Genomic DNA, 24360 nt, shown 5'->3' on the forward strand with positions numbered 1-24360 from the left:
ATTCTTGAAGCCGGGTATATGAGATTACTTCACTTCCGCTTTCCGAAAGAGAAAAAAACTGGCCAGATAGAAAATAAAAATAAATAGGAAGCTGATTATCACACTCTTTATGATAAATTCACCGCTCATTACTAGCGTTAACCGGGATAAATCAATCCCATAAGGAGTATAAGCCATCACAGAATGAACCGTTTCATTCAGACTTGAGATTGGCCCGAGAATTAAGCTGGTCATATACGTGGCTGCAATGACAAGAACAGCCTTTTTAAATAGGAACATGTAGAAAATGCCGACCATCAGCTGACTGATAAAAATGAGTAAGGACACACTGCTGGTTATTAGGATGTTACCGAATAATCCTGCTGTGAATTCTTGAGTCGCTGCTTCTGATAAAATATTTAAAGTAGATGTCGGAATAAAATTGCTAAATACAGTATCCGTAGAAGAAAAAATCATCGTGATGATTACGTAAGGTAAATACAACAATGCGATGAGAATAAAAAAGGAAACCATTTTGTTTATTATAATTGCGTTTCTGCTATATCCGCCAGACACTGCGTTTTCAATGACTTTATTTTCAAAGTCAGTCGTCAGGCAAATGCCTGCAGCGATACTTCCTAATAAAGCCATCATCTGCGTTTCAGAAAATAAAGACAAGCTGCCCGACGCAGTTTCGAAGCCTAAACGGCCTGTCGCTACATAATGGGAGCAAGCTGCAAAAATAATCGCGCTGACCATAGCTAAAATAAACAGTACCCATGGTGAAATTGATTTGCTTAATTTAAAGAAATCGGCTTTTAATAGTTGCATCAGCTTACACCTCCTATTAACTGAAGGTAATAGTTTTCTAAGGTTTCTTCCTGTGTTGCGAAAGTGGTCACAATAATATCATGTTCTATTAAAGTTCTTGATAATTCCTCTTTTTTATCGATGAAGTCGTATAATTTAACGCTTTGATCAGGCTGCACAATAAAGTTTTCTGTATGAAGGCATTCTCTCAGCACCTCCTGCAGCTTTTCCGGTTCGTTACAATGAATCAGAATATGCTTATCAATTTGTTGGTCTAATGTGTCATGGCTCAGTGTTTTCAGGATTTTTCCTTCATTCACAATAATAAATTCATCCGCAGTTTGATGAAGCTCCGCTAAATGATGGCTGGATAATAAAATTGTCATGTGATAGTTGGCAGCTAATTTCTTTATTAACTGTCTCATTTCCGCAATACCACTGGGATCGAGACCGTTAACAGGTTCATCAAGCATCAATATTTCCGGATTGCCAAGCAGAGTAATTGCAATGCCTAAGCGCTGGCGCATTCCTAAGGAGAAATCTTTTGCTTTCTTTTTACCGGTATGCCCTAATCCAACGATCTCGAGTACTCGCTGCTCCACATTTTCTTCTTTTATCCCTTTCAGGATTTTATGGACGTGGAGGTTATCTTGTGCGTTCATATTACCGAGGATACTTGGATTTTCAATCATACTGCCCATTTGTTTTCTGCCGGCTTGCAATGCTTTTTGACCAGATTGATGAAATAAATATAGCTCTCCGGAAGTGGGGAAGGATAAGCCGGCAATGATACGCATAAACGTTGTTTTACCGGCTCCATTTTGACCAATCAAACCATAGACTTTTCCTTTTTCCAAGGATATCGATACGTTTTCCAATGCTTGAAAACCATGATAGGATTTGGAGATATTTTTTGCTTCCAGTACATATGTCGTCATTTTTTAACGTCCTTTGTATAATTCAAGATACCCTGTGCCATTGTGGTAAAAAATTCTGCCGGAACCAAGGCGATACCAATACTTTCCGGATTCTCGTCACCCAACACCATGAATTGGTCACCTTCTTGCATTTGGACTAAATTCAAAGCCTTTTTCGGCAATTTAACATAACCATCCTTCTCTAATGGAGTTGTGTTAAACATATGCTTTCCTTTTGGAGGGATTGGAAAACCGCTGTCTTTTTGATCGTAATGAATGAAATTGTCTAAAGAAACGTCAAATAAGGCGGCGAGAGCATCACAATTGATAATGTCTGGTAAGGACTCACCATTTTCCCACTTTGCAATGGACTGTCTAGTAACGCCAATTTTTTCAGCTAATTCTTCTTGAGAGTAGTTATTTTCTCTTCTTAAAAAAGAAAGATTCCGCGATAAAGTAATTTTATTCATCTCATGCATCCCTTTCGTTCGGATATACTTCTATTTTACCCGTTAATGAAAAGGAAACAACCAAGTCCAGGTAACCACTTATGTTAACTTTAGTTGCATATAAGATAAACCGATCTTCTTTTTAAAGGAGTTTTTCAGTAATTCTCTGTCATAAAAAATTTACTCTTGCGCCTGACGTTACGTGAGGTGGTATCATAAAGCTATCAATCGAGAGAGGATTTGAGTGAAAATGAAAAACGAAACATTCTCCATCAGTGAATTTGCCAAAGCGACAGGCGTATCTGTACGAACACTGCATTATTATGATGAGAAAAATATATTGAAGCCAAAACGAGATGAACATACGGGACATCGTATTTATGAAAAAGAAGATATGATTCAGCTGCATAAGATCATGACAATGAAATTTTTAGGAATGAGCTTAGATGATATCAAGGACTATATGCAGCCGGATACGTTTGATTTAAGCTTTATTGATACGTTGAGATTGCAGGAATCGAAACTGGTTAAGGATAGGGAACAGATTGATATTGCTTTAGAAGCAATCCAGCGTACGGTGCATCTTCTGGAAAATGAAAAAGAAGTGGATCAGGCCGTTCTCATCAGCTTACTGGCAAGTATGCAAAATGAGAAGAAACAGGAGGAACTATCTAAAGGAATCATTAAGGATGAAGTCATGAAGAAGATGTTTCCGCAGACAGCTAAGGAAAAGATGGTTGTTGAACAGGGGCTGCTGACATTTTATAAGCAGGTGAGAGAGCATTGTGGAAAGCCGGCAGATGATCCAGAGGTGAAACAAATGCTGGCTGACTTTTATCATCTGATATTAGGAATATTTGATATGGATTCTTTAGAAGAATTAGGAGAAATATTTTCCCTGGATTTGGAGGATACTGCAAATGAAGAACGTTTAGATGCGTATGTGGAGGAAATAGAACGTCTTATCCCGACACCAATCACTGCAGAGGAAGAAGCATGGCTTGAACAAATAACAACAGATTATTTAAGTCCATTATGGGAAGAGGAAGAAGGAGAGAATTAAATGAAAGCAACGAAACAATCATCAAGTAATTTTATCAAGCTGTTACTGTCTACAAGGATACCAAAGCTTGTTTTAATTTTAGGGTTAATTGGAAGTGTGTTGACTACATTGGTAGGGCTGACCATTCCGCTGTTGACAAGGGAACTTGTGGACGGTTTTTCCATCGCGGATTTAGATTGGCGTTTTATTGCTATTATCATTGGTGTATTTATTGTGCATGCGCTGGTGGATGGACTATCCGCTTATGCCCTGGCATATGTCGGGCAAAAAGTGGTGGCAAGGCTCAGAGAAATATTATGGAAAAAACTGATCCGCCTGCCGGTTCCTTATTTTCAAAAGCAGCCGAGCGGGGAGTCTGTCAGCCGTGTGATTAATGATACAGGAATCGTAAAAGATTTGGTTTCCCAGCATTTTCCGCAATTTATTTCCGGTTTGATTTCCATTATTGGAGCGGTCATTATCCTGCTGTTTATGGACTGGAAAATGACATTAATCATGTTTATCGCTGTGCCGATTACACTGATCGTAATGCTGCCGCTTGGGAATAAGATGGCAAAAGTTTCCCGGAGTTTGCAGGATCAAACGGCTAATTTCCAGGGAGAGATTCAGCAGACCGTCAGTGAAATCAAACTGATGAAATCTTCAACGGCAGAGCAGAAGGAAGAAATACGGGGATTGCAGGGGATTTTCAAATTATTGCAGACAGGTTTGAAAGAGGCGAAGATTTTCTCTGTCATTGCACCGTTTATGTATATGATTGTAATGCTAGTGATTGTGATGATTATTGGTTACGGCGGTATCCGAGTAGAACAGGGAACCATGACAACTGGATCCCTTGTCGCATTTCTTTTGTATTTATTCCAGATTGTCTTTCCGATTACAACATTCGCAATGTTCTTTACGGAATTGCAAAAGGCAAAAGGAGCTACCGAACGAATTTCAGAAATATTACAGGAAGAAGAGGAAGAAATATTGCCTGGTTCTGCAAAACAAATCAGTGAGCTTCCGCTTGTGTTTGAGGAAGTCAGCTTTTCTTATGAAGCAGGTGAGCAGGTCTTAAATAAAATCTCATTCACGGCAACCCCAGGGGAAATGGTAGCCTTTGCCGGACCAAGCGGAGGAGGAAAAACCACTGTTTTTGGTTTGATTGAACGTTATTATGAACCAAATGAAGGGATGATTCTGCTTGGCGGCGAATCGATTCAGGATATTTCGTTGGCCTCCTGGCGTTCGCAGCTCGGATATGTATCGCAGGAAAGCTCCATGATGTCGGGAACGATTCGTGATAATTTAACATATGGACTGGAAAATGCAGAAGCAATTGCCGATGAAAAACTTTGGGCAGTAGCAGAAATGGCTTATGCTGCTCAATTTATTCAAGAGCTGCCGGGTGGAATGGATACGCAAGTCGGTGAGCGCGGCACAAAATTATCCGGCGGACAGCGGCAGCGTATTAATATTGCCAGAGCATTCTTGCGTGATCCAAAGATTTTGTTGCTGGATGAAGCAACGGCAAGTCTCGATAGTCAATCGGAACAGGTGGTGCAAAAAGCGTTGCAGCGATTGATGGAAGGAAGAACGACATTTGTGATTGCCCATCGTTTGGCGACGATTATTGATGCGGATCAGATCATCTTTATTGAAAATGGAGAGATTACTGGAAAAGGAACACATCAAGAATTACTAGAGTCACATGAGCTGTATCGTTCTTTCGCAGAACAGCAGTTGAAATAGAAAAAAAGCAGCGCATAGTTCTTCATGGAAGAAATGCGCTGCTCTTTTTGAAGCTGCATTTAAACAGGTACAAAATCATATTTTTATCGTTATATCTTTAATCAAACGATAATTAAAGCCAAGAAGCAGAATAATTAATACAATGCTCAATGGCATCGCTATAAACGTCGGCACTGTGGTGATATTTGTGAAAAAAGAAAAATGAGTGGCCTCTATCAGAGCGCCTGCTATTGCTATAATAAGAATGCTGCACGCGATAGAGAGTAGTCCATATCGCCAGCCCGAACGATAGAAGGTCAGACCAATCATCCAGCCGATTAAAAAGTAAATAAGATGCAATATAACAAGGCTGACAAAGATATAAATGAATGCGGAGAAACTGCTTGTGTAATCAAGTTCCTGTGCATGGATATTCCAGCCGGCCCATCCAGAAATAAACTGAAGGAGGAAAGCTGACACGATAAGGATGATTGTTATTGCAACTGCCAGCAAAACAGACGATAACATCGTACCGAGAAAGAAACTTTTCCTGGTTACTCCTTGCAGCATGTAATAATAAAAGAAGGATGATGTTGTCAGAATGCCAAGGACTAACATGTAAATAGATGATGACCCATTTGAAAAGTTTACCAAGTCAATAAAACTGGAATGGGGACCAGAAGCAAAACTTACGACAACAATGTAAATTACAAACATAAAGGAAAGAAACCACATGGTCCATTTCAATTGCTCCATAAATAAGAATCTAGCCATTGTTGCCGGTGTTAAGATAATAGAACTCATTCATCTTCCTCCTTTGTCAAATGCACGAACAAATCATGAAGAGAAAGCGGCCCAATTTCGAGACCAGCCTGATTTGCAGCATTTCTTTTTTGTTCGGATAGTTCACCATATATCATGACAGATTTCGTTCCTCCTAGTACTTGACTATTTAAAACCTCTAATTCTTTCGTAAAATCCTCTACTTGTTCGGATGACCCTGTAATCGAGAACCCTTTGGAAATAACCTGTTCACTCGTGTCCTGCAATAAAACTTTTCCATGATGAATCATCAATACTTCATCAAACAGGTAATCTGTTTCCGAAACAAGATGTGTTGAAAAGATAATGGTTCTCGGATGATGCTCCTGATCATTTAAAATTTCGTTATAAAAAAATTCTCTCGTTGGTGCATCCATACCAAGATAAGCTTCATCAAAAATAGTCAGAGGAGCTCTAGTCGCTAATCCAATAATAGCCTGAAAAGCTGACTTTTTTCCTTTGGACAGCTGATTCACTTTTTTATTTAAAGGAAGCTTGAACTTTTCAGCTAGATAGAGGGCATATGATTCGTTGTAATTTGGACGGAAATAAGCCATTTCTTTCAATGTTTCACCAACCTTATCATAGCTGTATTCCAAATCTTTGTGCTGATCGAAAATAAAGATGGTATCTTGCATAATTCTTGGATTTTCAAAAGGGTCTTCCCCCTCCACAGTAAGACTTCCTGTATCTACTTTCCGGAAAGCAGCCAGAACCGATAATAGCGTTGTTTTTCCAGCGCCATTTCTTCCTATCAGACCATGAATTTTTCCAGGTGTAAGCTGAAAACTGATCTGATCGATAGCAGTAAAACCTTTATATTGCACACGGATATTTGCGGCTTCAACGGCGTAACTCATGCGTTATCCCCCTTTCTTGCTTTTTTAATTAAATCAATGATTTCATCCTCTGTAATACGAAGCTTCTCTGCTTCCTGGACTAAGCCGATAACGTAATCTTCCATAAAGTCCTGCTTTCGTTTTTGAACGAGTTTTTGTTTTGCTCCTTCTGCGACAAACATGCCGACACCCCGCTTTTTATATAAAATGCCTTCATCTACCAGCTGTGTAACGCCTTTAGAAATGGTAGCGTGATTAATTTTATAGAATTGAACCAGCTGATTGGTGGAAGGAGCTTGCTCTCCTTCCTTTAGCTGATCATTGACTATCTGGTCTTCAATTTGTTCCCGGACTTGAACGAAAATAGGTTTGTCGCTCCGAAATTGTGTGGACATCGTGTGTGCAGCCTCCTTTCTGGCAGTTTTCTTATAATCGAATGGCTGTGTTTTTGGTCAGACGGTAGATAAAGCCAATTAAAATAACGATCATAATTAAGAAAATGGCGTAGAATATAATAATTGTTGACTCAATCCAAATTTGCTCCTGTAAAAATCCTGCCATCCCGGTAAACGGAGAAGAAATCAAGATAAACAATAATCCAATCTTCCAGCGGAAACGATAAAAACCAATCCCTATGAACCAGCCGATTAAAAGATAGAAAAAATGGCTGATAAAGTAATCGCCTATACTTTGAATAAAAGATAATATTCCGCTACTTATCAATAAATCTGTCCATGGAACAGCAAAACCTAAAGCTGGTACGAGTATCTCAAATAAACTAATCATGATAACCATAGCAAAAGCTAAGATAACAGAAAGCAACACGGATGCGAATAGGGAAGCTTTAAAAAACTTTTTACGGGAACCCCCCAATTTAAAGTAGTAGTCTAGGAACCCATAAGAATAAAGCAAACCGATAATCAACATAAATACATTAGAAGTTGTACTATTAATATCAAGGTTACCCAAGATTCCCCAATGATTTGCTATGGTAATCCCAAGCGTCAAAATAATCATAATCCCGTAAAACCAAGCAGCCCACTTCATCTGCTCTGCGAATAAAGCCCGGCCTAATTGAGATTGTTTCATGTCTCGTCACCTTCCTTTGTTAAATGAATAAATAAATTATTCAGGGATAATGTGCCAATTTCTAAACCAAGCCCAGCCGCCTCTTGCTGTTTTTGTACCGTCAAGTGTCCATACACCATAATGGATTTTGTACCGCCGAGCGTTTTCTCATGAATCACTTCCAATGTTTCTGTAAATGAATCGACATCTTCTTTAGGTCCAGTGATAGAGAATCCTTGTTCCAGAAGCTGTTCACTTGTTTCCTGCAACAGGGCCTTGCCATTATCGATAATAAGCACTTCATCAAAGAGATATTCCATCTCTGATACAAGATGTGTAGAAAACAAAATGGTACGTGGATGTCTTTCCTGTTCTAATAGAATTTCTTTATAAAATAAATCTCTGGCTGGAGCATCCATGCCCAGATAGGCTTCGTCAAAAATCGTAAGCGGCGTTCTGCTTGCCAGGCCAAGAGCAACCAGTAAAGCAGAATATTGTCCTTTGGATAATTGATCAGCACTTTTATCCATCGGGATTTTAAATTTTTTTACTAATTCTCCAGCGTACGCTTCATCAAAATTCGGACGGAAATAAAGCATACTCTTGATTATCTTATCGATTTTATCGTAATCATAGGTGTTATCTTTATCGTAAATAAAGGACGTTCCCTGCAGGATTCGTTCATTTTCAAACGGGTCTTCTCCATCAATAACAATCGTTCCGTGTTTTACTTTGTGAAAGGAAGCAAGGTACATTAATAAAGTGGTTTTCCCGGCGCCATTTCTACCTAATATGCCATGAACTTTACCTGGGGACAGAGAGAAGGTTACATCTTCTAACGCTTTAAATTTCTTATAATATACCGTTAAATTGCTTACTTCAATAGAATAAGCCATAAACATTCTCCTTTATAGTTATTGAAAATTTATAATGCATTATGGTTATATAGTTATGTATATAACCATAACAGCATGATAGTAAGTTGTCAATAAAATATAGAAACCTTTCTGAAAAATAGGCTGTGATTAAAGGGAATGCAGCTTTTATCACGGAGAATCGTCTGTAAAAATCCCACTGAATGAAGTTTCGTTTTATAAAAATAATTAATTTACAAAGAATTTTTTCAGAAACTTATGATATATTGGAATGTAAGTTGAAAATATAAGAAGCAAAAATGTGATAAGAATCTTAGATAATCTAAAAGAAAGGCTGGAGAGGCAAATGATGAAAAAAGGCAGCTGTTACTTACGTTTAGTGAGCAGTTTCCATGAGTGATAGAAGAAAAGTTATCGGAATTGCTCTAATTACAGCAATAACTGTCATGGGAGATGCGATGCTTTTTATTGTATTGCCCTTATATTGGAAAGATTTTGGATTAACAGCTATTTGGCAAATTGGTGTGCTGTTATCCATTAATCGTTTTGTACGTTTGCCGATCACTCCTTTCGTAGGAATGTTTTACAACAAGTTTAATATTCGATCAGGCGTATTAATTTCGGTAGCTTGTGCAGCTTTAAGCACACTATCCTATGGTCTGCTTCAGGGATTTTGGTTACTGCTGCTTGCGAGAATATTATGGGGAATTGCCTGGTCGTTTGTGAAGCTGGGAGGAATGCTTACAGTTGTTACGTTTTCTACAGAAAAAACAAGAGGGCGATATATGGGGATGTACAATGGTTTATGGGGATTAGGTGGTTTAGTGGGTATGCTGGCAGGCGGATTTTTAGTAGATCAATTGTCTATTCCTTTTGTGACAACTTTATTTGCATTGGCAGCTGTAGCGGTATTTCCTTTTATCGTCAAACTGGTACCTAAGAATAATAAAAATGTAGAGGAAAATCAATTAGCCCCAAGCCGTACCGTGCCTGGAAAAAAGAAGCGAACTATCCTTCAACCATATATTGTCCTTGTTATTATTACGGGAGGAACAATGGGATTTATCACGATGGGGATTTTTAACGCTACTTTGAGTCCGTTAATTGAACAATCTTATCATGGACACTGGTCACTATTTGGTATCGTTATTGGAGCAGCGACCCTATCTGGAATTATTCAAGCGATCCGTTGGGCTTGGGATCCGTTCTTTGCTCCTGTTATTGGGAGTTTTGTAGATAAGCAAAAGCACAAGTATAATTGGATCCTTGCTCCTTTATTACTTGGCAGTGTTGCCTTTTTGATTATTGGTTATGTAGAATCATTTATTGTTTTATTAATCGTTATTATGTTTTTCCAAGTGGTGACAACCAGCTTTTTAACGATAACAGATACTTTAGCAGGGGATGCCGCAGCTATTACAGACCCCGTTAAAATGATGACAATGCACACCGTAGCTGTTGATTTAGGGGCGGCTGTTGGTCCTTTATTGTCATTTATTATTATCGATTTATATGGGATTTCCGCAGTATTTTATTTATCAAGTATGGTTATGCTGCTGGTTGGGGGAGCATGGGTGGTTTTTCACCTTTCTCAGAAACAAAAAGATAGATATAGTATATGAAGAGACCTTTTACATTTCGTAAAGAACGGAGGACATAGATATGATGACAGAAGCATTAACCGTAAAAAACGTAACATTAGGAGAGGGGAAACCGTGTATTTGTATCCCTTTAACTTCTTCAACAAAAGAAGCTCTTATTAAAGAGGCTGAACGTTACCAGCAAGAGGGAGCAGATATTGTAGAATGGCGTGCGGACATGTTTGAGGAAGTAGAAAATCACAAAGCTGTGGAGCAGGTATTAACAGAGTTAGCTGCTGCTTTAAAAGGAATTCCACTTATTTTTACCTTCCGAAGCCATCAAGAGGGAGGAGAGAAGGAGCTTTCCAAAGCAGATTATGCTTCCCTGAACCAATTTGTTATCGAGACGGAACTTGCGGATTTGGTAGATGTTGAACTCTATCAGGGAGAGGAAACAGTAAAAAAACTGATTTCTGCAGCGCATCAACGAAATACATATATCATTATTTCCAATCATGATTTTCAAAAAACACCACCTAAATCAGAAATCGTTAATCGGTTAAACCAAGCAGATAAGCTTGGCGGCGATGTATTAAAAGTTGCTGTCATGCCAAAGAAGACAGACGATGTGTTAGAACTTCTCACTGCAACCAATGAAATGAAAAAGCATACAAAGAAGCCGATGATCACGATGGCGATGGGACCGATGGGAGTAATCAGCCGGTTATCCGGTCAGGTTTTTGGATCTGTTTTAACCTTTGGAGCGGGAGAAAAAGCTTCTGCACCGGGGCAGATACCTGTCGGGGAGCTGCATCATGTGCTGGATGTGATTGATAAGTCAACGGCTGGTAAATAAGTCAACTGGAATGAAGCTTATTTTAACGGATACTTTTATTTTTAGGTACAGACATTTTGTATTTGAAGGAAGGAGGAGGTTTTCTCAACCTGAAGTTGGAGGTATTCTTCCATCTGAAGCAGCGATTATTTCCGCGATAAATCAGTCACCAACCCGATGTGTGAAAAAGAGTAAGCCGATACAATAAACGTATCAAATAACTTATTCTTAGGAGCTGATTTATCCCATGTTTTCTTCTAACGAGATGTTGAAAAGTCATATTGATTATCGGATGGAGGATGTAAGGAAGACAGCTATGCAATGTAAAAAGAGAAGAAAGAAAAATAAAACACAAAAAACTGCTTCCACCTATGTAAAAGGTGATGCGAAAATATAGGGGATGAGAGCAAATATACAAAATATCAATTATTCGTTTTATTCCTTTTTAATAAGGTAGCATACATGTACGGGAACCTTATTAGAAGAATTAGTTTGAATAAAAATAAACTAAAAGAACATGTGTATGCAGCAGGTATTGCATTTGATTAACCTGTATATTTGCCTATTTTTATCTCCAGTCTGGCGGGGATATTTAGTAAAAGTCTTTTTAGGGAAAAGAGCTTATTTTTTCCGGCTATTGTAATAATAGATGTCATTATGTCGGTTCATTATTATTCAAACATCAAAGATAGTGAATATCAGGGAGAGAAGACACTTTACTTCGTATTACTATCGATATTAAGTGCCAGTTTGATCGGACTGGTTATTTCCTGCTTGTATTGGATTCTTTGCTTGTTATCATTTAATTGCTTGATTTGTGGAATAATAATCTTGAACAAAATGCTATTGAGGAGGACGAGTGAAGTGTTAGCATCATTAGAAAAAATGGAAAATGGATATATAGCAATTTTTAAGCGTCAATGGGAAAATGCTGTAGAAGAAGTATGGTCTGCCCTGACAGAGAATAATAAATTACAGCAATGGATGCCGAACTTGGAAGTGGTTGATTTGCGTACGAATGGAACGATGGTATTCAATATGAATGATGGTACAGGAGAATTTTTTGAGATTACCATCTTAGATTGTAAAGAAAATTCTTATTGGCAATTCGAATGGGGAGAAGGGGCTGTCCGATTTGAATTGGAGCCTGCAGAAGATGATTGCGTTCTTTTATTGAAGGAATATATCCCAGTGCTTAACAATCATATTGCCAAAGACTTAGCGGGATGGCAGATATGCTTAGAAATGCTTCATGAGGTTCTAAAAGGAAGACAAATGGAATTTCCAAGCCAATCATGGGAAGCATATTACGAAGAATATCAAAAAATTGTTCATCCACTCTTAGATGACAGAGAGTAAAATAATTGTGCCTCAGAAAGCTTATGCTGTCTGAGGCACATTTGCTTTAAATTAATAAGGGTCGGCATCATGCCCTAACTCTTCCGCGCGCTTTGGAGCTTGTTCGGCATCCGTTGCACCTAACGGGTTCTGGCTGGTGCCATGCTTTTTCGTCTGCTCTAAACCTTCCCGCAGGCGGCGTCCGTATTCTTCATCCGCTTCTTCCGCAAGAGCAATCATTTTTTCCTGAATACGTTTGTCGCAGGTTGATAAATCACCAATCAAATTAGACAGTAATTCATCTTTTTCCCAGTCTTCAAACTGACGGAAGGTTTCGCCGGCCTGTTTGGTATTATCGTTGCGTTCAATGGATTCCCGCACAAGCTTTCCTTCAACATGAGGGGTATACTCTTTTCCGGTCTGCTTTGCTTCCTCAAGACCGCCAAGTACTGACGGCTCGTAATTAACATGTGGATTCTGGCCGGGTGCTTTATCATTTTGCTGACGTAATTGACCGCCTTCCTGGTTGGTTGCCACCCGCTTTTTCGCTGCATTAATCGGTACTTGCAAGTAGTTAGCACCGACACGATAACGCTGTGTATCGGAATAAGAGAAGGTACGGCCCTGAAGCATTTTATCGTCCGAAAAATCCAGCCCGTCCACTAATACACCGGTACCGAATGATGCCTGCTCTACTTCTGTAAAATAATTCTCCGGATTTTTATTTAAGACCATTTTACCGACCGGCAGCCATGGGAATTTATCCTCCGGCCACAGTTTGGTATCATCTAACGGATCGAAATCAAGCTCCGGATGATCATCGTCTGACATGATCTGTACCAGCAGCTCCCACTCCGGATAATCACCGTTTTCAATGGCGTCATATAAATCTTGTGTCGCATGGTTGAAATTCTCTCCTTGAATTTCTGCGGCTTCTTTCATGGTTAAATTTTTAATTCCTTGTTTCGGCTCCCAATGGTACTTCACAAGAACAGCTTCCCCATCTTGATTGACCCATTTGTAAGTGTTTACTCCGGAACCCTGCATCATACGGTAATTTGCAGGAATTCCCCATGGAGAATAAATAAATGTCACCATATGAAACGATTCTGGAGAATTTGCGCAAAAATCAAAGAAGCGCTCAGAATCTTGAATGTTCGTGACTGGATCCGGGCGGAAAGCGTGAATCATATCCGGGAATTTCATCGCGTCACGAATAAAGAAAATTTTTATGTTGTTACCGACAAGATCCCAGTTGCCGTCTTCTGTGTAAAATTTCACCGCAAAACCGCGCGGGTCGCGGACAGTTTCTGGGGAATGGGTACCATGAACCACTGTTGAGAAGCGGACAAATACTGGTGTTTGCTTTCCTTTTTCCTGAAAAACTTTTGCTCTCGTATATTTGGAAACAGGGTCATCACCAACCGTTCCATACGTCTCAAAATAGCCATGTGCGCCCGCGCCACGAGCATGTACAATCCGTTCTGGAATTTTCTCGCGGTCAAAGTGGCTTATTTTTTCAATAAAATCATAATTCTCTAAAGTTGCAGGGCCACGATTACTGACCGTGCGTATATTTTGATTATTTGTAACAGGATGTCCTTGGCGGGTAGTCAGTGTTTTATCATTTTCAAGATTGGTTTCATTACTGGATTTTTCTTTTTCAGACATGTGTTTAGCCTCATTTCATTATGGATTTCTTCTCATTAGCATTGCCAATCCAGATGAAATTAATCGTATTTTTGGCGAGTTTTTAAAGGGATGGGAATGGAAAACAGTTATTTTTAAGAAAATAAGAATAGAAGGGTTGACCTTTTTTGGCGAGCGTTTACAATAAGGATAAAATCATTAATTGGAAGAGCCGTACTTTGTAAAAAAAGATATTCAAAAAGAAATTCATAGAGATTGTGAAATCATGGATCTGAAAAGTAGAAGTGGAGGTCAAAGAATGCCAATTAAAATTCCGAGAGAGTTACCGGCAAAAGAAATTCTGGAAGGAGAAAATATATTTGTGATGGACGAACAGCGTGCTGCCTCACAGGAAATACGACCGCTGAGTATTCTTATCCTTAATTTAATGCCGGAAAAGCAAAAAACAGAAACGCAATTATTAAGATATTTAGGAAATACGCCGTTACAAGTGCGAATTTCTTTTTTACGAATGGCTTCGCATGAATCCAAAACGACAAATCAAAACCATCTGGATACATTTTATAAAACCTTTGAAGAGGTTCGAGATAAAACCTTTGACGGTATGATTATTACAGGCTCCCCGGTAGAACATCTGTCTTTTACAGATGTGGATTACTGGGAAGAGCTGCAGGAAATTATGGAATGGACGAATGATCATGTGACGTCTACCCTGCATATTTGTTGGGGAGCACAGGCGGCATTATACTATCATTATGGTATTGATAAATATGCACTCCCGAAAAAATGTTTCGGCATTTTTGAACATGAGGTTCTTACGCCAAAAGAGCGCTTAGTGAGAGGGTTTGATGAAGTATTTTTAGCGCCGCATTCCCGCTATACAGCAGTGTCTTCGCAGGAAATTGAGAATCATCCTGATCTACAGCTAATTGCTGAATCGGAGGATGCAGGAGTATTTTTATTAGCTTCTAAAGATGGAAAGCATATTATGGCGACAGGGCATTTAGAATACATGGCAAATACTTTAAAAGAAGAGTATGAAAGAGACCATGCACGTGGAATTGATACAGCATTGCCAGAAAATTATTATCCAAATAATGACCCGGAAAAGCAGCCGAAACACCGCTGGAAAAGTCACTCCAGCCTGCTGTTCTCTAACTGGCTGAATTATTATGTGTATCAGGAAACTCCATATGTGTGGGGCGATTGAAAATAAATGGAATAACAGGGTGTAGAAGGGGACTGCGTGTGTAGTCCTCTTTTGATTTTGCAAGAAATAAGACTGGGATGTCTCACAGCCTTATTTCAATTTGGAAAATAGCAATTATTCATTTCTGGATTTAATCCAAATCGTTTGTGATAAAACAGGAGCATGCTCATAAGCATCAATTATCCCTTGTTGCTGAATGCTTTTTTTAGAAATGCTTTTATATGGCAAAGTTATTGAAAAGTCGGATGAAAATGGGAAAGGATCCATTGTAACGGTTTTTGTATCTGTCCAGCTGATCGAATAGTCAGATGGCAAAGCAGCTGTGGTGTTGGATACAGATAGACCTTCTTTAAAAAAAGGGTGAAGGTCTTTGTCTGCAGCTCCGGGCTCATTCATACATACAAACAGAGACAGATTATCAGAAAACTGCAAAAGCGTATAGTCCATCTCAAACCTGTCTTGATTAAAATGCCCCATCTTGCTGATCAACCATTCTTGCCTTTCCGCTTCTTGCTGGACAAAGGTCTTCGCTTCAAGGAGAGAGGAGTTTACGAGAAAGCGTTTATAATGTTCACTGCATAATAATGCTGCATAACTATCTTTTTTCTGAACCTGCTGAATCCCATGCGTATATAATACGGTTTTTGGAATGGGTGGAAAATCAATAAAGGAATAAGGAAGATCTTTCTGATCATTCCAAAAAGGTTGTCGGTCAAACGCATCCCACCCGCAGTCATGCTGATAAGCAGCATAGATCACAGAATCTTTATAAGGAGCATGCTCAAAATAAACAGTGTTCAGATGTTTTAGCATTTCTCCAGATAAAAAGGCGTGGTCTACTTGCGCTATACACGTAAAATGCTCGTTTTGTTCCCGGATAATCATGTTAATCATTCCTTTCATAATAATAGTTTATATGAATGAGTGAAAATAGAAATTTGTTAAACTTTTAAAAAACAACTTAGTTGCATTTATTATAAATTATTAAGGCTTTCCTTTTAAAATAGAAAAAACGATGGATCAAACAATCCACCGTTTTTCTGTTTATATAAGCTTATCAAAGCGCAGCCGCTTCTGCAAAGCCAAAATTACTGGTATGCCAATCAGCAATATAATCAGCTCACTTATTGCTAATGTAAACCAAATGAATAGATACGACCATTCTATGACAACATTTAAAGCAAAAGCAACAATAAACATATTAAAGCTGAAAATCAATGTATTCAGGAATAAAAGCGTCAGTTTATTTTTGATAAAGTTTTTTAAGAAAATAATGATTCCTAATGAGATAGCAGTATGTGCTGTCCCAAATACTAAATCTAACCCGCCTGCCATTGAAAATAAATTTGTTAAAAATACACCAATGGTAATCCCAAAAAAGTAACGTTTATCAAAGATAACTAAATGATTAAATATCTCTGATATCCGGAATTGAATGACACCAAATGCGACTGGGGCAACCAGTAAAGATACGGCAACATATAACGCTGCGATAATTCCGTTAACCACAAGTGTCCTTATATTCATATTTGGTTTTCCTCCTAGTTTTTTAGCGTGGGATGGTCACGAACCACGTTGTGCATAGAGTATCATAACAGTATTTTAGAAGGAAAACAATACATTTTGTTTAAGGTGAAGTTCAAAAAGTCCAATAAAAATGACACGGCAAATTTCTGCGTTGACGTGTTATTTCCGATACTCACGTATTATAAAGCATACGCTCCGTTCGGAAATAACACGTCGCCTTGAACTTCTTGGTCCTATTTATCGGCCTTTTTGAACACGTACTTTAAGAGGAAAAATGATATATAAGTAAGAATTTTTGACCAATAACCTTTATCTCTTTATAATAAGTTACATAAAGTAAGTTTGTTATTATTAGTTATATGTAAATTCATATAGGAAGGTGATTATTAGAAGATGGAAAATAAATTTTTTGAAAATCCGACAATCCATGTAGCAGATATAACGGTTCAAGTAGCTGATTTACAGCGTTCAGTAGCATTTTATCAAGATTTTTTAGGTTTTCAGGTGATAGAAAAGACAACACATAAGGTAATGCTTTCCGCGGATGGTGAAAAGGTTTTAATCACTCTGGAGCAACGAGAAGAGGTGATAGCAAAACAAAGAAGAACGACAGGGCTCTATCATGTTGCTATCCTTCTGCCAACAAGAAAAGATTTGGCACTATTTTTAAAGCATCTTCTACAGGCAGGAAGAGCGTACAAACTTCAGTTAGGAGCTGCTGATCATCTAGTTAGTGAATCTCTCTATTTCTCTGATCCCGATGGAAATGGAATCGAAGTTGCGGCAGATCGATTATCCAGAAAATGGAATTGGTCGGGGGAATCTGTACAGATGAGCACAGACCCGCTTGATGCAGATGGACTTCTTGAATCTGCAACAGCAGAATGGACAGGAATGCCTGAGAAAACACTTATTGGACATATTCATTTATATGTCAATGATTTGACAAAAGCAAGGGAATTTTATATAGAAGGATTAGGCTTTCAAGAGGTGACAGCTTTCCATGGAGCTTCATTTCTCTCTGATAATGGATATCACCACCATATTGCAATCAATACATGGAATGGAGAAGGAGCGCCAATTCCAGATTCCAATGAAATTGGGTTGAAGTTTTTTACAATAGTATATCCTGTTAAGGAAACGCTGGACAAAGCTAAGCACAGATTGGAAGCTTTAGGTTATTTGGTTGATGAAGGGATGGTAAAGGATCCCGCAGGAAATCAAATCTTTCTAACAGATTCAGTAAAGGAAGAAATGTTTACTTGAAAATAGTGGATAGACAAATACAATTGCGGTAGAATAAAAACACAATATGCAGTGAGAGATGAGGAAGACATTCATGGAATATATCTTATTAATTATTGGGTTTGGATTATTAGTAAAAGGAGCGGACTGGTTTGTGGATGGTTCCTCCAATATTGCCCAGCTGTTGCGTGTCCCGCCGATTTTAATTGGTTTAACAATTGTTGCTTTAGGTACAAGTGCACCAGAAGCAACGGTAAGTATTATTGCAGCGGTGCAGGGAACAGCCGATGTAGCAGTGGGAAATGTGGTTGGAAGTAACATTTTTAATATTACACTGGTTGTCGGTTTAGCAGCTGCGATCTATCCACTTCGAGTTCAAAATGAAATGATCGTTAAACAGATTCCTTTTGCATTATTAGCGGCAGTAGCTTTGTTTGCATTGGGAAGTGATATACTGCTTCAGGGATCAACAGCAGATATTCTCAGCAGAAGTGATGGGATCATCTTCTTTCTATTTTTAGCGATTTTTATGTATTACATCATTGAGGTTGGTTTGAAAAGCAGGAAAGAAACTACAGCTGTCAAAGATTCCAATGTAAAATGGGGAAAGAGTACGTTGATTACCCTTCTTGGTTTAGCTGCTATTATTTTGGGAGGGCAGTTCGTTGTAACCAATGCAACAGAAATAGCTTTGTCATGGGGGATGAGTGAGGCGCTGGTTGGCTTGACCATCGTCGCAATAGGGACTTCTTTGCCTGAGTTAGTTACTTCTATATCTGCAGCGCTTAAAAATGAAAGTGAAATTGCATTAGGTAATGTTGTCGGCAGCTGTATTTTTAATATTTTGTTTGTGCTCGGTGCGACATCGCTGATTTCACCGTTATCCATCAATCCTGTTATCTTCACAGATATTTGGATAATGATTGTGCTGACTATACTTCTATTGATTTTTTCCCGGACAAGCTTCCGTATTGGACGAAGAGAAGGAATTATCCTTGCTCTTATGTATATAGCATATACTGTTTATATTATTATACGAAATTAAATAAAGAAGGAGAAGCAGCTCTCCTTCTTTTATTTTGCATACCAGCTGGCAGCTGCTTTAACCTCACTTATTGTCAGTTGATGTCCATTACTTTCCCAATGAATATCGACTGTAGCTCCGGCGTTCGTAAGCAAACGCTGTAATTCTTCTGCTTCTTCCGGTGAACACATGGGATCATTATTACCAGCAGCAATAAATACATCTGTTCCAGTTAAATCCGGAAGATCTATGCTTTTCCTTGGGACCATAGGATGATGAAGGATTGCCTTTTGTAGTGAGTTTTTATAATGGAATAAAAGACTGCCGGCAATGTTAGCACCATTCGAATAACCGATAGCTGTAACTTGCTCCCGGTCAAAACCTTCCTTTTCACTGGCCTCATTTAAAAATTCATATAATTCCTCTGTGCGCTTAATTAAATCTTCTTCATCAAAAACGCCTTCCTCTAAGCGTCGGAAAAAACGAGGCATACCGTTTTCTAATACATTACCGCGTACGCTTAAGACATTTGCATTTGGATCAATGATGTCTGCTAAAGGTAGTAAATCACTTTCTGTTCCACCTGTCCCATGCAGGAGGAGCAAGGTTGGTCCGTCAGGTGTACCTTTTTCTTCATAAATATATTTCATTGGATTGATCCTCCATTATCATAAAGTTTGAAAGTTTTCTTTATTTAAACTCGTTATGAAGCATTTATTCTTTTTCGCCAGCTTTATAGCCAACTTTTTTTAAAACCTCGATAACTGTTTTTTTATCGCTATCAGAAATTCCTTGAAACAGTTCTTCAATTACCTGCTGATGCTCTGGGAAAATATCATCCATGATTTCTTTTCCTTTATCCGTGATTTCTAAATAAACGACGCGTCTGTCATCTGGACAATTAACTCGAATGAGCAGCTCTTTTTTCTCCAGTTTATCGATTACGTACGTTATGGAGCCTGTGCTGATTAATACAGATTCAGAAATTTCCCGGATCGTCTTTCGGCCTTTATTATACAATGCTTCTAAAATAGCAAAATCAGAAGCACGCATGCCATGCTTTTTAATATCTTGTTTGGTCACTTCTTCCAAAGCTTTGGAAGCCTTCATAGTAACCACAAAGGTTTTTAAGGATAAATTTTCATCCATGATGCTGTCTCCTTTCTAAAAGATGTTCAAGATATTTTTAATTAAAGTATATTTAATTAAATAATAATGAATTTAATCCTGCTTGTCAATACGCGCTTAAGAAATCATATAAAAGAACACTTTAATTTGAAAATTTATATGGCTATGACAAAAGCATCCGCTACTATTTGGCGCAGGTATTTGTATTACACTTTTAATCTTCTTCATCCACCTTGATCTTAAGCATCTGCATCCGTTCATTGAAAAGAGACGGATAAGATAAGTAACCAAGCATAATACTGGTTACAGCAGCTGTGGTCAGTAATAGGAAAAGGATCAACAGCTGGAATTGGACTGCTTGAATTGGATCCGCTCCAGCAATAATTTGCCCACTCATCATTCCCGGCAATTGGACAAGGCCGATTGTTTTTTGACTTTCAATCGTTGGAATCAGACTTGCCTTAATAGAATGAACCAGCGGCAGATGGATAGCTTGCTTTGGCGTTCCACCTAGAGAAAGCAGGAGCTCAGTTTCTTTTTCCTGCGTTTGAATTTCTGATGTGAAACGGTTGAGAAAAAGAATGGAAAGCACCATGGAATTGCCGACAACCATTCCACTGATCGGGATAATATATTGTGCGGTCGGCGGTGTGATCTGAAATCCTAATAGAATGCTTTGAGTCAGTACTTCGATAAAAATAAAAGTCGCGATCAGCTTCCATATAATCCCCTTAATGGAAGCTCCTTTTTTCTGGGCATTATGTGTTGCTGCACCAATCATTAAAGCTACCATCAAAATGATAAAAAGAAAACTTTCTGACTCAAATACAAAGGTTAAAATATAACCGACAGCCAGCAGCTGAATAATAGAACGAATTGTTGCGATGAATGTATCCTTTTCTAATCCAAGCTTCAATGTTTTGGAAAGGGCTAAGGGAATAAGTACAAAAACAAGTGATAAGCCAAGGGCGAGGAAACTCATTTCCATTCCCCCTTTATAAACTCTTTTACCCTGGGATCAGATGGATTTGTCAGGGAATCCGCATTTCCTGTTTCAATCAGCTCTCCATCCATCATGACCCATGTATAATTACCGATATGTAGAGCTTGTTCTAAATTATGGGTGATCCAGGCAATGGTCACTGCAAATTTTTGATTAATATGCTGTATTAAATGTTCAATATCTGATGTGGATACACGGTCAAGGGACGAAGTAATTTCATCCAACAGCAGCACTTTTGGCCGGTTAACAAGTGTGCGGGCAATCGATACTTTCTGCCGCTGACCTCCTGATAAATCCGTCACATCCCGATTGAGAAAAGAAGCTTCTAAACCTACCTGTGTTAGCAAATGTTCTGCCTCTTCTTTTTCTAACTCTTCTCCTTGCAATGTTTTAGGCATGGCAAGATTTTTATAAACAGATCCACGCAGCATCGTAGCGTCCTGCAGTGCAATACCGACTGTGCGCCGTAAAGCAGTCGGTTCAATGGTTTCAATATTTTCTCCAAAAAGATAGATGTCTCCGTCTGTTGGGGAAATGAGCCCGTTTAACAATCGGAAAATTGTTGTTTTTCCAGCTCCCGAAGGACCGACAAATGTAGTAATTTTTCCTTCTGGGAGAACCCCGGAAACATTTTTAATAATATCTAAATCGTCATCTGAAAAGCTGACCTGATCTAATTCCAATGCTGCTTTATCGGTGAATTCGTTTGTTTGCTGCATGTTTAGATTCCTTTCTATGCTGGTGATAAAAGCAGCAGGGAAGGACAGCCTCCCTGCTGAATAAAAACTTATTCTATCATTTATTTTGCTGATTTAAAAGCGAGCGCTTTTGCTGAAGAAGTTTTTGAAATTCTTGCTCCAATTCATCAGAAGGCTCCAGGCTAAGCTTGCTTAAAACTTCTGTTATTTTTGTTTCAATAATCATTAATTGCTGTTCGGTTGGATCTTCTTGCGCTTCCTTTTCTGTTGGCTCTTCATGGAGCTGCTTCATACTCCCATCAAAAAAACGAAGCGTCTGATTTTTTATTTCAATGATTTTAGTAGCAATGTTTTCGACAAATTGCCGATCATGCGATACAAATAGAACAGTGCCTTCATAGCCTTGAAGTAAACCTTCCAATGCTTCTACGGCTTCAATGTCCAGATAATTTGTCGGCTCATCCAAAATAAGCATATTGATATCACTGACAAACAGTTTTGCAAATGCCACTTTAACCCGCTCTCCGCCGCTAAGCACACGAACAGGCTTAAATACATCATCGCGATAGAAATGCAGTCTGGCTAAAACGGTTCGAATCAGTGTATCTTCCTGTTTAGAAGTTTCCTTGACATTTTCCAGTATCGATTTTTCCAGATTCAAGGTAGATAAGTCCTGTTTAAAATAACCAATTTTAACAGATGGATTAATGGTGATACCTGGTTCCGGCTGCATGATTTTTTGTAGAAAAGTTGTTTTTCCCGCTCCATTTGGGCCCACAATACCAATCTTATCTCCGCCTTTTATATTCAAGCTTGCTTTTTTCCATAATTGTTTCCCGGGAACAGCACCCTCCACATCCTCTATTCGTAAAATAATTTTCTGTTGTAATCTTTCCTGATAGGGAAGATTCATTTTTAAGGGGGCAGCTTCTCTTATCTTTTCCACCTTTTCCAGATTTTCTAACCTTGTTTCTAAAGCTTTAGATGTTTTTTGCAGCTTTTTCTGCTTTTTCGCAAAGTGGGGCTTTGCGCCTTTTAAATTTTCTTCCGTAGAACCAATTTTACTTTTCGGCGTTTTCGTTGCCCGTTGTGCTTTTTGTTCTTTTTTCTCGATCGCACGTTCAAGCTGTTGCTTTTTTTGCTGGTAATGCTCATAATCCAAACGCTGTTTTTCTATTTCTTTTTCCTTCTGCTCTCGGTAAGCGGTATAGTTACCGGAATAAATTTGGAGGCTTTCTTGATCAATTTCCCAAATTTTATTACATAGTTTATCTAAAAAGCTGCGGTCATGAGAGACGATAATCAGTGCTCCCTGCCAACGAGCCAGCTGTTTTTCCAGCCACTCGATATGAGCGGTGTCCAGATTGGTTGTCGGCTCATCTGCCAGGAGAAGACCAGCTTGCTTTTTTAAAGCTTCTACGATATAAGTCTGTGTTACTTCTCCACCGCTTTTTTGATCATGCTTCTCTTTTAATTGTGGCAATAACTCAACAGAAGTATACATTTGAATGGTTCCTTGCTCCGGCTGGATTTTTCCGGCCAGCAGATTGAGCAGGGTTGTTTTGCCTGAGCCATTTTTTCCGACTAAGCCGATCCGGTCCTCCGAATAAACTGCTAAGTGTTCTATAGAGAAAAGTTCCCGGTCTTTGATGCTGTGTTTAATATGGCGTGCTTCTAAAATAGTCATAAAATCATCTCCGTATCTATTCAGGATTTGAATAGAGAGATTTTGCATTTTAAGAAAAATGATCGATTTAAAGTAACATCGCAGTCAGTACATCCTTACATAAAGCGGTCGATCGAATATATATGATTTCCAATAAATGACAAAAATCCCTATTCTACATTCAGAACAGGGGTCGCCAAAAATGGAAATAAGCATCTAACGCTTATTTCATACGGGTATCGCAAAGCATAAAGGCTAATCCTGTTCTGAAATCGTTCAATGAAAGCATGCAAAAGAACACAACTGTTCTGTTGTTATCATACTTATATTGAATTCATTCTTAAGAAAAACAGGATTAGTACTTCATGTTCTCTTTGTTCACCCTTTCGATATTTGTTGATTATAGTATAGCGGATAAAGAAGTATTTGTCATTAAGAAAATAGTCAGCAGCCAGTTGATCTCCAAATGTTTTCGGTGGGGTGAGTAATCACAAAAGCCCTTTGATGGGGCGAGTAATCGCAATGGTTTTCGATGGGACGAGTAATCGCAGCAACGGTTTTAATAGACCGAGTAATCGCAGGTCTCAATGTTGTCAGGTTAATACGACCGCTGCGGAAAAACACTACGCTTTCCGTGGGCTTGAGCTCAGCCTGATATGAACAAAACTGTCAAGTCCCCGCTCAAAATTGGGTAGAAAACTGGTTTTTTTCCATCTTTAATAAAGAAAATGACTATCCATTTTCTTCCATACACTTTATTGACACCTTGCTTATCAAGAAAATAATTGCTATTTCTTTTGCACACAAAGGTGTTCAGTAAAGTGCACAGCACGAAAGCAAAAAATGTTTTCTCATCGATTAGCATTCTGACATACGTGGATTATCACATTAAATTATTCCGGTACGAGGGGCTGTCCGCTC

At 38.7% G+C, this 24360-nt stretch carries 25 protein-coding genes and 1 riboswitch; of the genes, 9 read left to right on the forward strand and 16 right to left on the reverse strand.

Features of this window, described 5'->3' with window-relative positions; genetic code table 11:
* Nucleotides 1-24 precede the first annotated feature (24 nt).
* Genes BN986_RS19465 through BN986_RS19475 form a run of 3 tightly spaced genes read right to left on the reverse strand, consistent with a single transcriptional unit; the run spans nt 25 to nt 2176 of the window.
* Entirely contained in the window at nt 25-810 is a 786-nt protein-coding gene (locus tag BN986_RS19465; RefSeq protein ID WP_040983265.1) for an ABC transporter permease, read from the reverse strand.
* Entirely contained in the window at nt 810-1727 is a 918-nt protein-coding gene (locus BN986_RS19470; protein ID WP_040983267.1) for an ATP-binding cassette domain-containing protein, read from the reverse strand. The genes BN986_RS19465 and BN986_RS19470 overlap by 1 nt, the downstream gene beginning before the upstream one ends.
* Nucleotides 1724-2176, reverse strand: coding sequence for a helix-turn-helix transcriptional regulator (locus BN986_RS19475; protein WP_198136800.1), 453 nt, complete (start codon nt 2174-2176; stop codon nt 1724-1726). Before BN986_RS19475 ends, BN986_RS19470 begins: the two co-directional genes overlap by 4 nt.
* Nucleotides 2177-2405: 229 nt before the next feature.
* Between BN986_RS19475 and BN986_RS19480 the strand changes: the two genes are divergently transcribed.
* Both BN986_RS19480 and BN986_RS19485 read left to right on the forward strand, forming a co-directional pair.
* Complete coding sequence (locus BN986_RS19480; protein WP_040983771.1) at nt 2406-3218, forward strand: MerR family transcriptional regulator; 813 nt, start codon at nt 2406-2408, stop codon at nt 3216-3218.
* Nucleotides 3219-4952 carry an ABC transporter ATP-binding protein gene (locus BN986_RS19485; RefSeq protein WP_040983271.1) on the forward strand — a complete coding sequence of 578 codons (1734 nt, stop codon included), beginning with the start codon at nt 3219-3221 and terminating at the stop codon, nt 4950-4952.
* 75 nt (nt 4953-5027) lie between these two features.
* Here BN986_RS19485 and BN986_RS19490 read toward each other — a convergent pair whose 3' ends face one another.
* The 5 genes from BN986_RS19490 to BN986_RS19510 are packed head-to-tail and all read right to left on the reverse strand — an operon-like array spanning nt 5028 to nt 8556.
* Complete coding sequence (locus tag BN986_RS19490) at nt 5028-5735, reverse strand: hypothetical protein (RefSeq protein WP_052400960.1); 708 nt, start codon at nt 5733-5735, stop codon at nt 5028-5030.
* Nucleotides 5732-6613, reverse strand: a complete 882-nt coding sequence (locus tag BN986_RS19495) for an ATP-binding cassette domain-containing protein (protein ID WP_040983273.1) — start codon at nt 6611-6613, stop codon at nt 5732-5734. Before BN986_RS19495 ends, BN986_RS19490 begins: the two co-directional genes overlap by 4 nt.
* The gene (locus BN986_RS19500; protein ID WP_040983275.1) at nt 6610-6987 is read right to left on the reverse strand and encodes a GntR family transcriptional regulator; all 378 of its coding nucleotides are present in this window, start codon (nt 6985-6987) and stop codon (nt 6610-6612) included. Before BN986_RS19500 ends, BN986_RS19495 begins: the two co-directional genes overlap by 4 nt.
* 31 nt (nt 6988-7018) lie before the next feature.
* Nucleotides 7019-7681, reverse strand: a complete 663-nt coding sequence (locus BN986_RS19505) for a hypothetical protein (protein WP_040983277.1) — start codon at nt 7679-7681, stop codon at nt 7019-7021.
* Entirely contained in the window at nt 7678-8556 is an 879-nt protein-coding gene (locus BN986_RS19510; protein WP_040983279.1) for an ATP-binding cassette domain-containing protein, read from the reverse strand. Before BN986_RS19510 ends, BN986_RS19505 begins: the two co-directional genes overlap by 4 nt.
* Before the next feature lie 371 nt (nt 8557-8927).
* On the opposite strand from BN986_RS19510, the gene BN986_RS19515 reads away from it, so the two are divergent.
* From BN986_RS19515 to BN986_RS19525, 4 genes are all read left to right on the forward strand, one after another.
* Nucleotides 8928-10157, forward strand: a complete 1230-nt coding sequence (locus tag BN986_RS19515; protein WP_040983281.1) for an MFS transporter — start codon at nt 8928-8930, stop codon at nt 10155-10157.
* A 43-nt stretch (nt 10158-10200) separates the two neighbouring features.
* On the forward strand, nt 10201-10971 hold the full coding sequence (gene aroD / locus BN986_RS19520) for a type I 3-dehydroquinate dehydratase (protein WP_040983775.1): 771 nt from the start codon (nt 10201-10203) through the stop codon (nt 10969-10971).
* A 244-nt stretch (nt 10972-11215) separates the two neighbouring features.
* Nucleotides 11216-11347 (forward strand): hypothetical protein, encoded by a 132-nt coding sequence (locus BN986_RS27940; protein WP_262362487.1) that lies wholly within the window; start codon nt 11216-11218, stop codon nt 11345-11347.
* 467 nt (nt 11348-11814) lie between these two features.
* Entirely contained in the window at nt 11815-12309 is a 495-nt protein-coding gene (locus tag BN986_RS19525) for an SRPBCC family protein (protein WP_040983283.1), read from the forward strand.
* 51 nt (nt 12310-12360) lie between these two features.
* Here the strand turns inward: BN986_RS19525 and BN986_RS19530 are convergent, their stop codons facing one another.
* Entirely contained in the window at nt 12361-13959 is a 1599-nt protein-coding gene (locus tag BN986_RS19530) for a catalase (RefSeq protein WP_040983284.1), read from the reverse strand.
* Between the two features lie 277 nt (nt 13960-14236).
* On the opposite strand from BN986_RS19530, the gene metA reads away from it, so the two are divergent.
* Nucleotides 14237-15148 carry a homoserine O-acetyltransferase MetA gene (gene metA / locus BN986_RS19535; RefSeq protein ID WP_040983777.1) on the forward strand — a complete coding sequence of 304 codons (912 nt, stop codon included), beginning with the start codon at nt 14237-14239 and terminating at the stop codon, nt 15146-15148.
* A gap of 114 nt (nt 15149-15262) precedes the next feature.
* On the opposite strand, the gene BN986_RS19540 is transcribed toward metA, so the two are convergent.
* Nucleotides 15263-16051, reverse strand: a complete 789-nt coding sequence (locus tag BN986_RS19540; RefSeq protein ID WP_244445053.1) for a DUF3891 family protein — start codon at nt 16049-16051, stop codon at nt 15263-15265.
* Between the two features lie 141 nt (nt 16052-16192).
* The gene (locus BN986_RS19545) at nt 16193-16675 is read right to left on the reverse strand and encodes a QueT transporter family protein (protein ID WP_040983289.1); all 483 of its coding nucleotides are present in this window, start codon (nt 16673-16675) and stop codon (nt 16193-16195) included.
* A gap of 8 nt (nt 16676-16683) precedes the next feature.
* A riboswitch (PreQ1 riboswitch) is annotated at nt 16684-16728 on the reverse strand.
* 340 nt (nt 16729-17068) lie between these two features.
* Between BN986_RS19545 and BN986_RS19550 the strand changes: the two genes are divergently transcribed.
* Together BN986_RS19550 and BN986_RS19555 are read left to right on the forward strand one after the other, a co-directional pair.
* Nucleotides 17069-17941 carry a VOC family protein gene (locus BN986_RS19550; RefSeq protein WP_040983291.1) on the forward strand — a complete coding sequence of 291 codons (873 nt, stop codon included), beginning with the start codon at nt 17069-17071 and terminating at the stop codon, nt 17939-17941.
* Between the two features lie 73 nt (nt 17942-18014).
* Complete coding sequence (locus BN986_RS19555; protein ID WP_040983293.1) at nt 18015-18965, forward strand: calcium/sodium antiporter; 951 nt, start codon at nt 18015-18017, stop codon at nt 18963-18965.
* Nucleotides 18966-18994: 29 nt separating this feature from the next.
* On the opposite strand, the gene BN986_RS19560 is transcribed toward BN986_RS19555, so the two are convergent.
* The 5 genes from BN986_RS19560 to BN986_RS19580 form a co-directional block, all read right to left on the reverse strand.
* Nucleotides 18995-19594, reverse strand: coding sequence for an alpha/beta hydrolase (locus tag BN986_RS19560; RefSeq protein ID WP_040983295.1), 600 nt, complete (start codon nt 19592-19594; stop codon nt 18995-18997).
* Between the two features lie 64 nt (nt 19595-19658).
* Nucleotides 19659-20093: a MarR family winged helix-turn-helix transcriptional regulator gene (locus tag BN986_RS19565; RefSeq protein ID WP_040983296.1), complete on the reverse strand. Its 435-nt coding sequence runs from the start codon at nt 20091-20093 to the stop codon at nt 19659-19661.
* A gap of 193 nt (nt 20094-20286) precedes the next feature.
* Nucleotides 20287-21054: an ABC transporter permease gene (locus tag BN986_RS19570; protein ID WP_040983298.1), complete on the reverse strand. Its 768-nt coding sequence runs from the start codon at nt 21052-21054 to the stop codon at nt 20287-20289.
* On the reverse strand, nt 21051-21794 hold the full coding sequence (locus BN986_RS19575; protein WP_040983300.1) for an ABC transporter ATP-binding protein: 744 nt from the start codon (nt 21792-21794) through the stop codon (nt 21051-21053). Before BN986_RS19575 ends, BN986_RS19570 begins: the two co-directional genes overlap by 4 nt.
* Before the next feature lie 76 nt (nt 21795-21870).
* The gene (locus tag BN986_RS19580; protein WP_040983302.1) at nt 21871-23460 is read right to left on the reverse strand and encodes a Vga family ABC-F type ribosomal protection protein; all 1590 of its coding nucleotides are present in this window, start codon (nt 23458-23460) and stop codon (nt 21871-21873) included.
* Nucleotides 23461-24360 lie beyond the last annotated feature (900 nt).

It is taken from the genome of Oceanobacillus jeddahensis (assembly GCF_000750635.1).
Taxonomy (GTDB): Bacteria; Bacillota; Bacilli; order Bacillales; family Amphibacillaceae; genus Oceanobacillus; species Oceanobacillus jeddahense.

Bases quoted from the DNA above. Each gene is read 5' to 3' on its own strand.
- BN986_RS19465 (WP_040983265.1), bottom strand. From the start codon at position 810: ATGCAACTATTAAAAGCCGATTTCTTTAAATTAAGCAAATCAATTTCA.
- BN986_RS19470 (WP_040983267.1), bottom strand. From the start codon at position 1,727: ATGACGACATATGTACTGGAAGCAAAAAATATCTCCAAATCCTATCAT.
- BN986_RS19475 (WP_198136800.1), bottom strand. From the start codon at position 2,176: ATGAATAAAATTACTTTATCGCGGAATCTTTCTTTTTTAAGAAGAGAA.
- BN986_RS19480 (WP_040983771.1), top strand. From the start codon at position 2,406: ATGAAAAACGAAACATTCTCCATCAGTGAATTTGCCAAAGCGACAGGC.
- BN986_RS19485 (WP_040983271.1), top strand. From the start codon at position 3,219: ATGAAAGCAACGAAACAATCATCAAGTAATTTTATCAAGCTGTTACTG.
- BN986_RS19490 (WP_052400960.1), bottom strand. From the start codon at position 5,735: ATGAGTTCTATTATCTTAACACCGGCAACAATGGCTAGATTCTTATTT.
- BN986_RS19495 (WP_040983273.1), bottom strand. From the start codon at position 6,613: ATGAGTTACGCCGTTGAAGCCGCAAATATCCGTGTGCAATATAAAGGT.
- BN986_RS19500 (WP_040983275.1), bottom strand. From the start codon at position 6,987: ATGTCCACACAATTTCGGAGCGACAAACCTATTTTCGTTCAAGTCCGG.
- BN986_RS19505 (WP_040983277.1), bottom strand. From the start codon at position 7,681: ATGAAACAATCTCAATTAGGCCGGGCTTTATTCGCAGAGCAGATGAAG.
- BN986_RS19510 (WP_040983279.1), bottom strand. From the start codon at position 8,556: ATGGCTTATTCTATTGAAGTAAGCAATTTAACGGTATATTATAAGAAA.
- BN986_RS19515 (WP_040983281.1), top strand. From the start codon at position 8,928: ATGAGTGATAGAAGAAAAGTTATCGGAATTGCTCTAATTACAGCAATA.
- aroD (WP_040983775.1), top strand. From the start codon at position 10,201: ATGACAGAAGCATTAACCGTAAAAAACGTAACATTAGGAGAGGGGAAA.
- BN986_RS27940 (WP_262362487.1), top strand. From the start codon at position 11,216: ATGTTGAAAAGTCATATTGATTATCGGATGGAGGATGTAAGGAAGACA.
- BN986_RS19530 (WP_040983284.1), bottom strand. From the start codon at position 13,959: ATGTCTGAAAAAGAAAAATCCAGTAATGAAACCAATCTTGAAAATGAT.
- metA (WP_040983777.1), top strand. From the start codon at position 14,237: ATGCCAATTAAAATTCCGAGAGAGTTACCGGCAAAAGAAATTCTGGAA.
- BN986_RS19540 (WP_244445053.1), bottom strand. From the start codon at position 16,051: ATGAAAGGAATGATTAACATGATTATCCGGGAACAAAACGAGCATTTT.
- BN986_RS19545 (WP_040983289.1), bottom strand. From the start codon at position 16,675: ATGAATATAAGGACACTTGTGGTTAACGGAATTATCGCAGCGTTATAT.
- BN986_RS19550 (WP_040983291.1), top strand. From the start codon at position 17,069: ATGGAAAATAAATTTTTTGAAAATCCGACAATCCATGTAGCAGATATA.
- BN986_RS19555 (WP_040983293.1), top strand. From the start codon at position 18,015: ATGGAATATATCTTATTAATTATTGGGTTTGGATTATTAGTAAAAGGA.
- BN986_RS19560 (WP_040983295.1), bottom strand. From the start codon at position 19,594: ATGAAATATATTTATGAAGAAAAAGGTACACCTGACGGACCAACCTTG.
- BN986_RS19565 (WP_040983296.1), bottom strand. From the start codon at position 20,093: ATGGATGAAAATTTATCCTTAAAAACCTTTGTGGTTACTATGAAGGCT.
- BN986_RS19570 (WP_040983298.1), bottom strand. From the start codon at position 21,054: ATGAGTTTCCTCGCCCTTGGCTTATCACTTGTTTTTGTACTTATTCCC.
- BN986_RS19575 (WP_040983300.1), bottom strand. From the start codon at position 21,794: ATGCAGCAAACAAACGAATTCACCGATAAAGCAGCATTGGAATTAGAT.
- BN986_RS19580 (WP_040983302.1), bottom strand. From the start codon at position 23,460: ATGACTATTTTAGAAGCACGCCATATTAAACACAGCATCAAAGACCGG.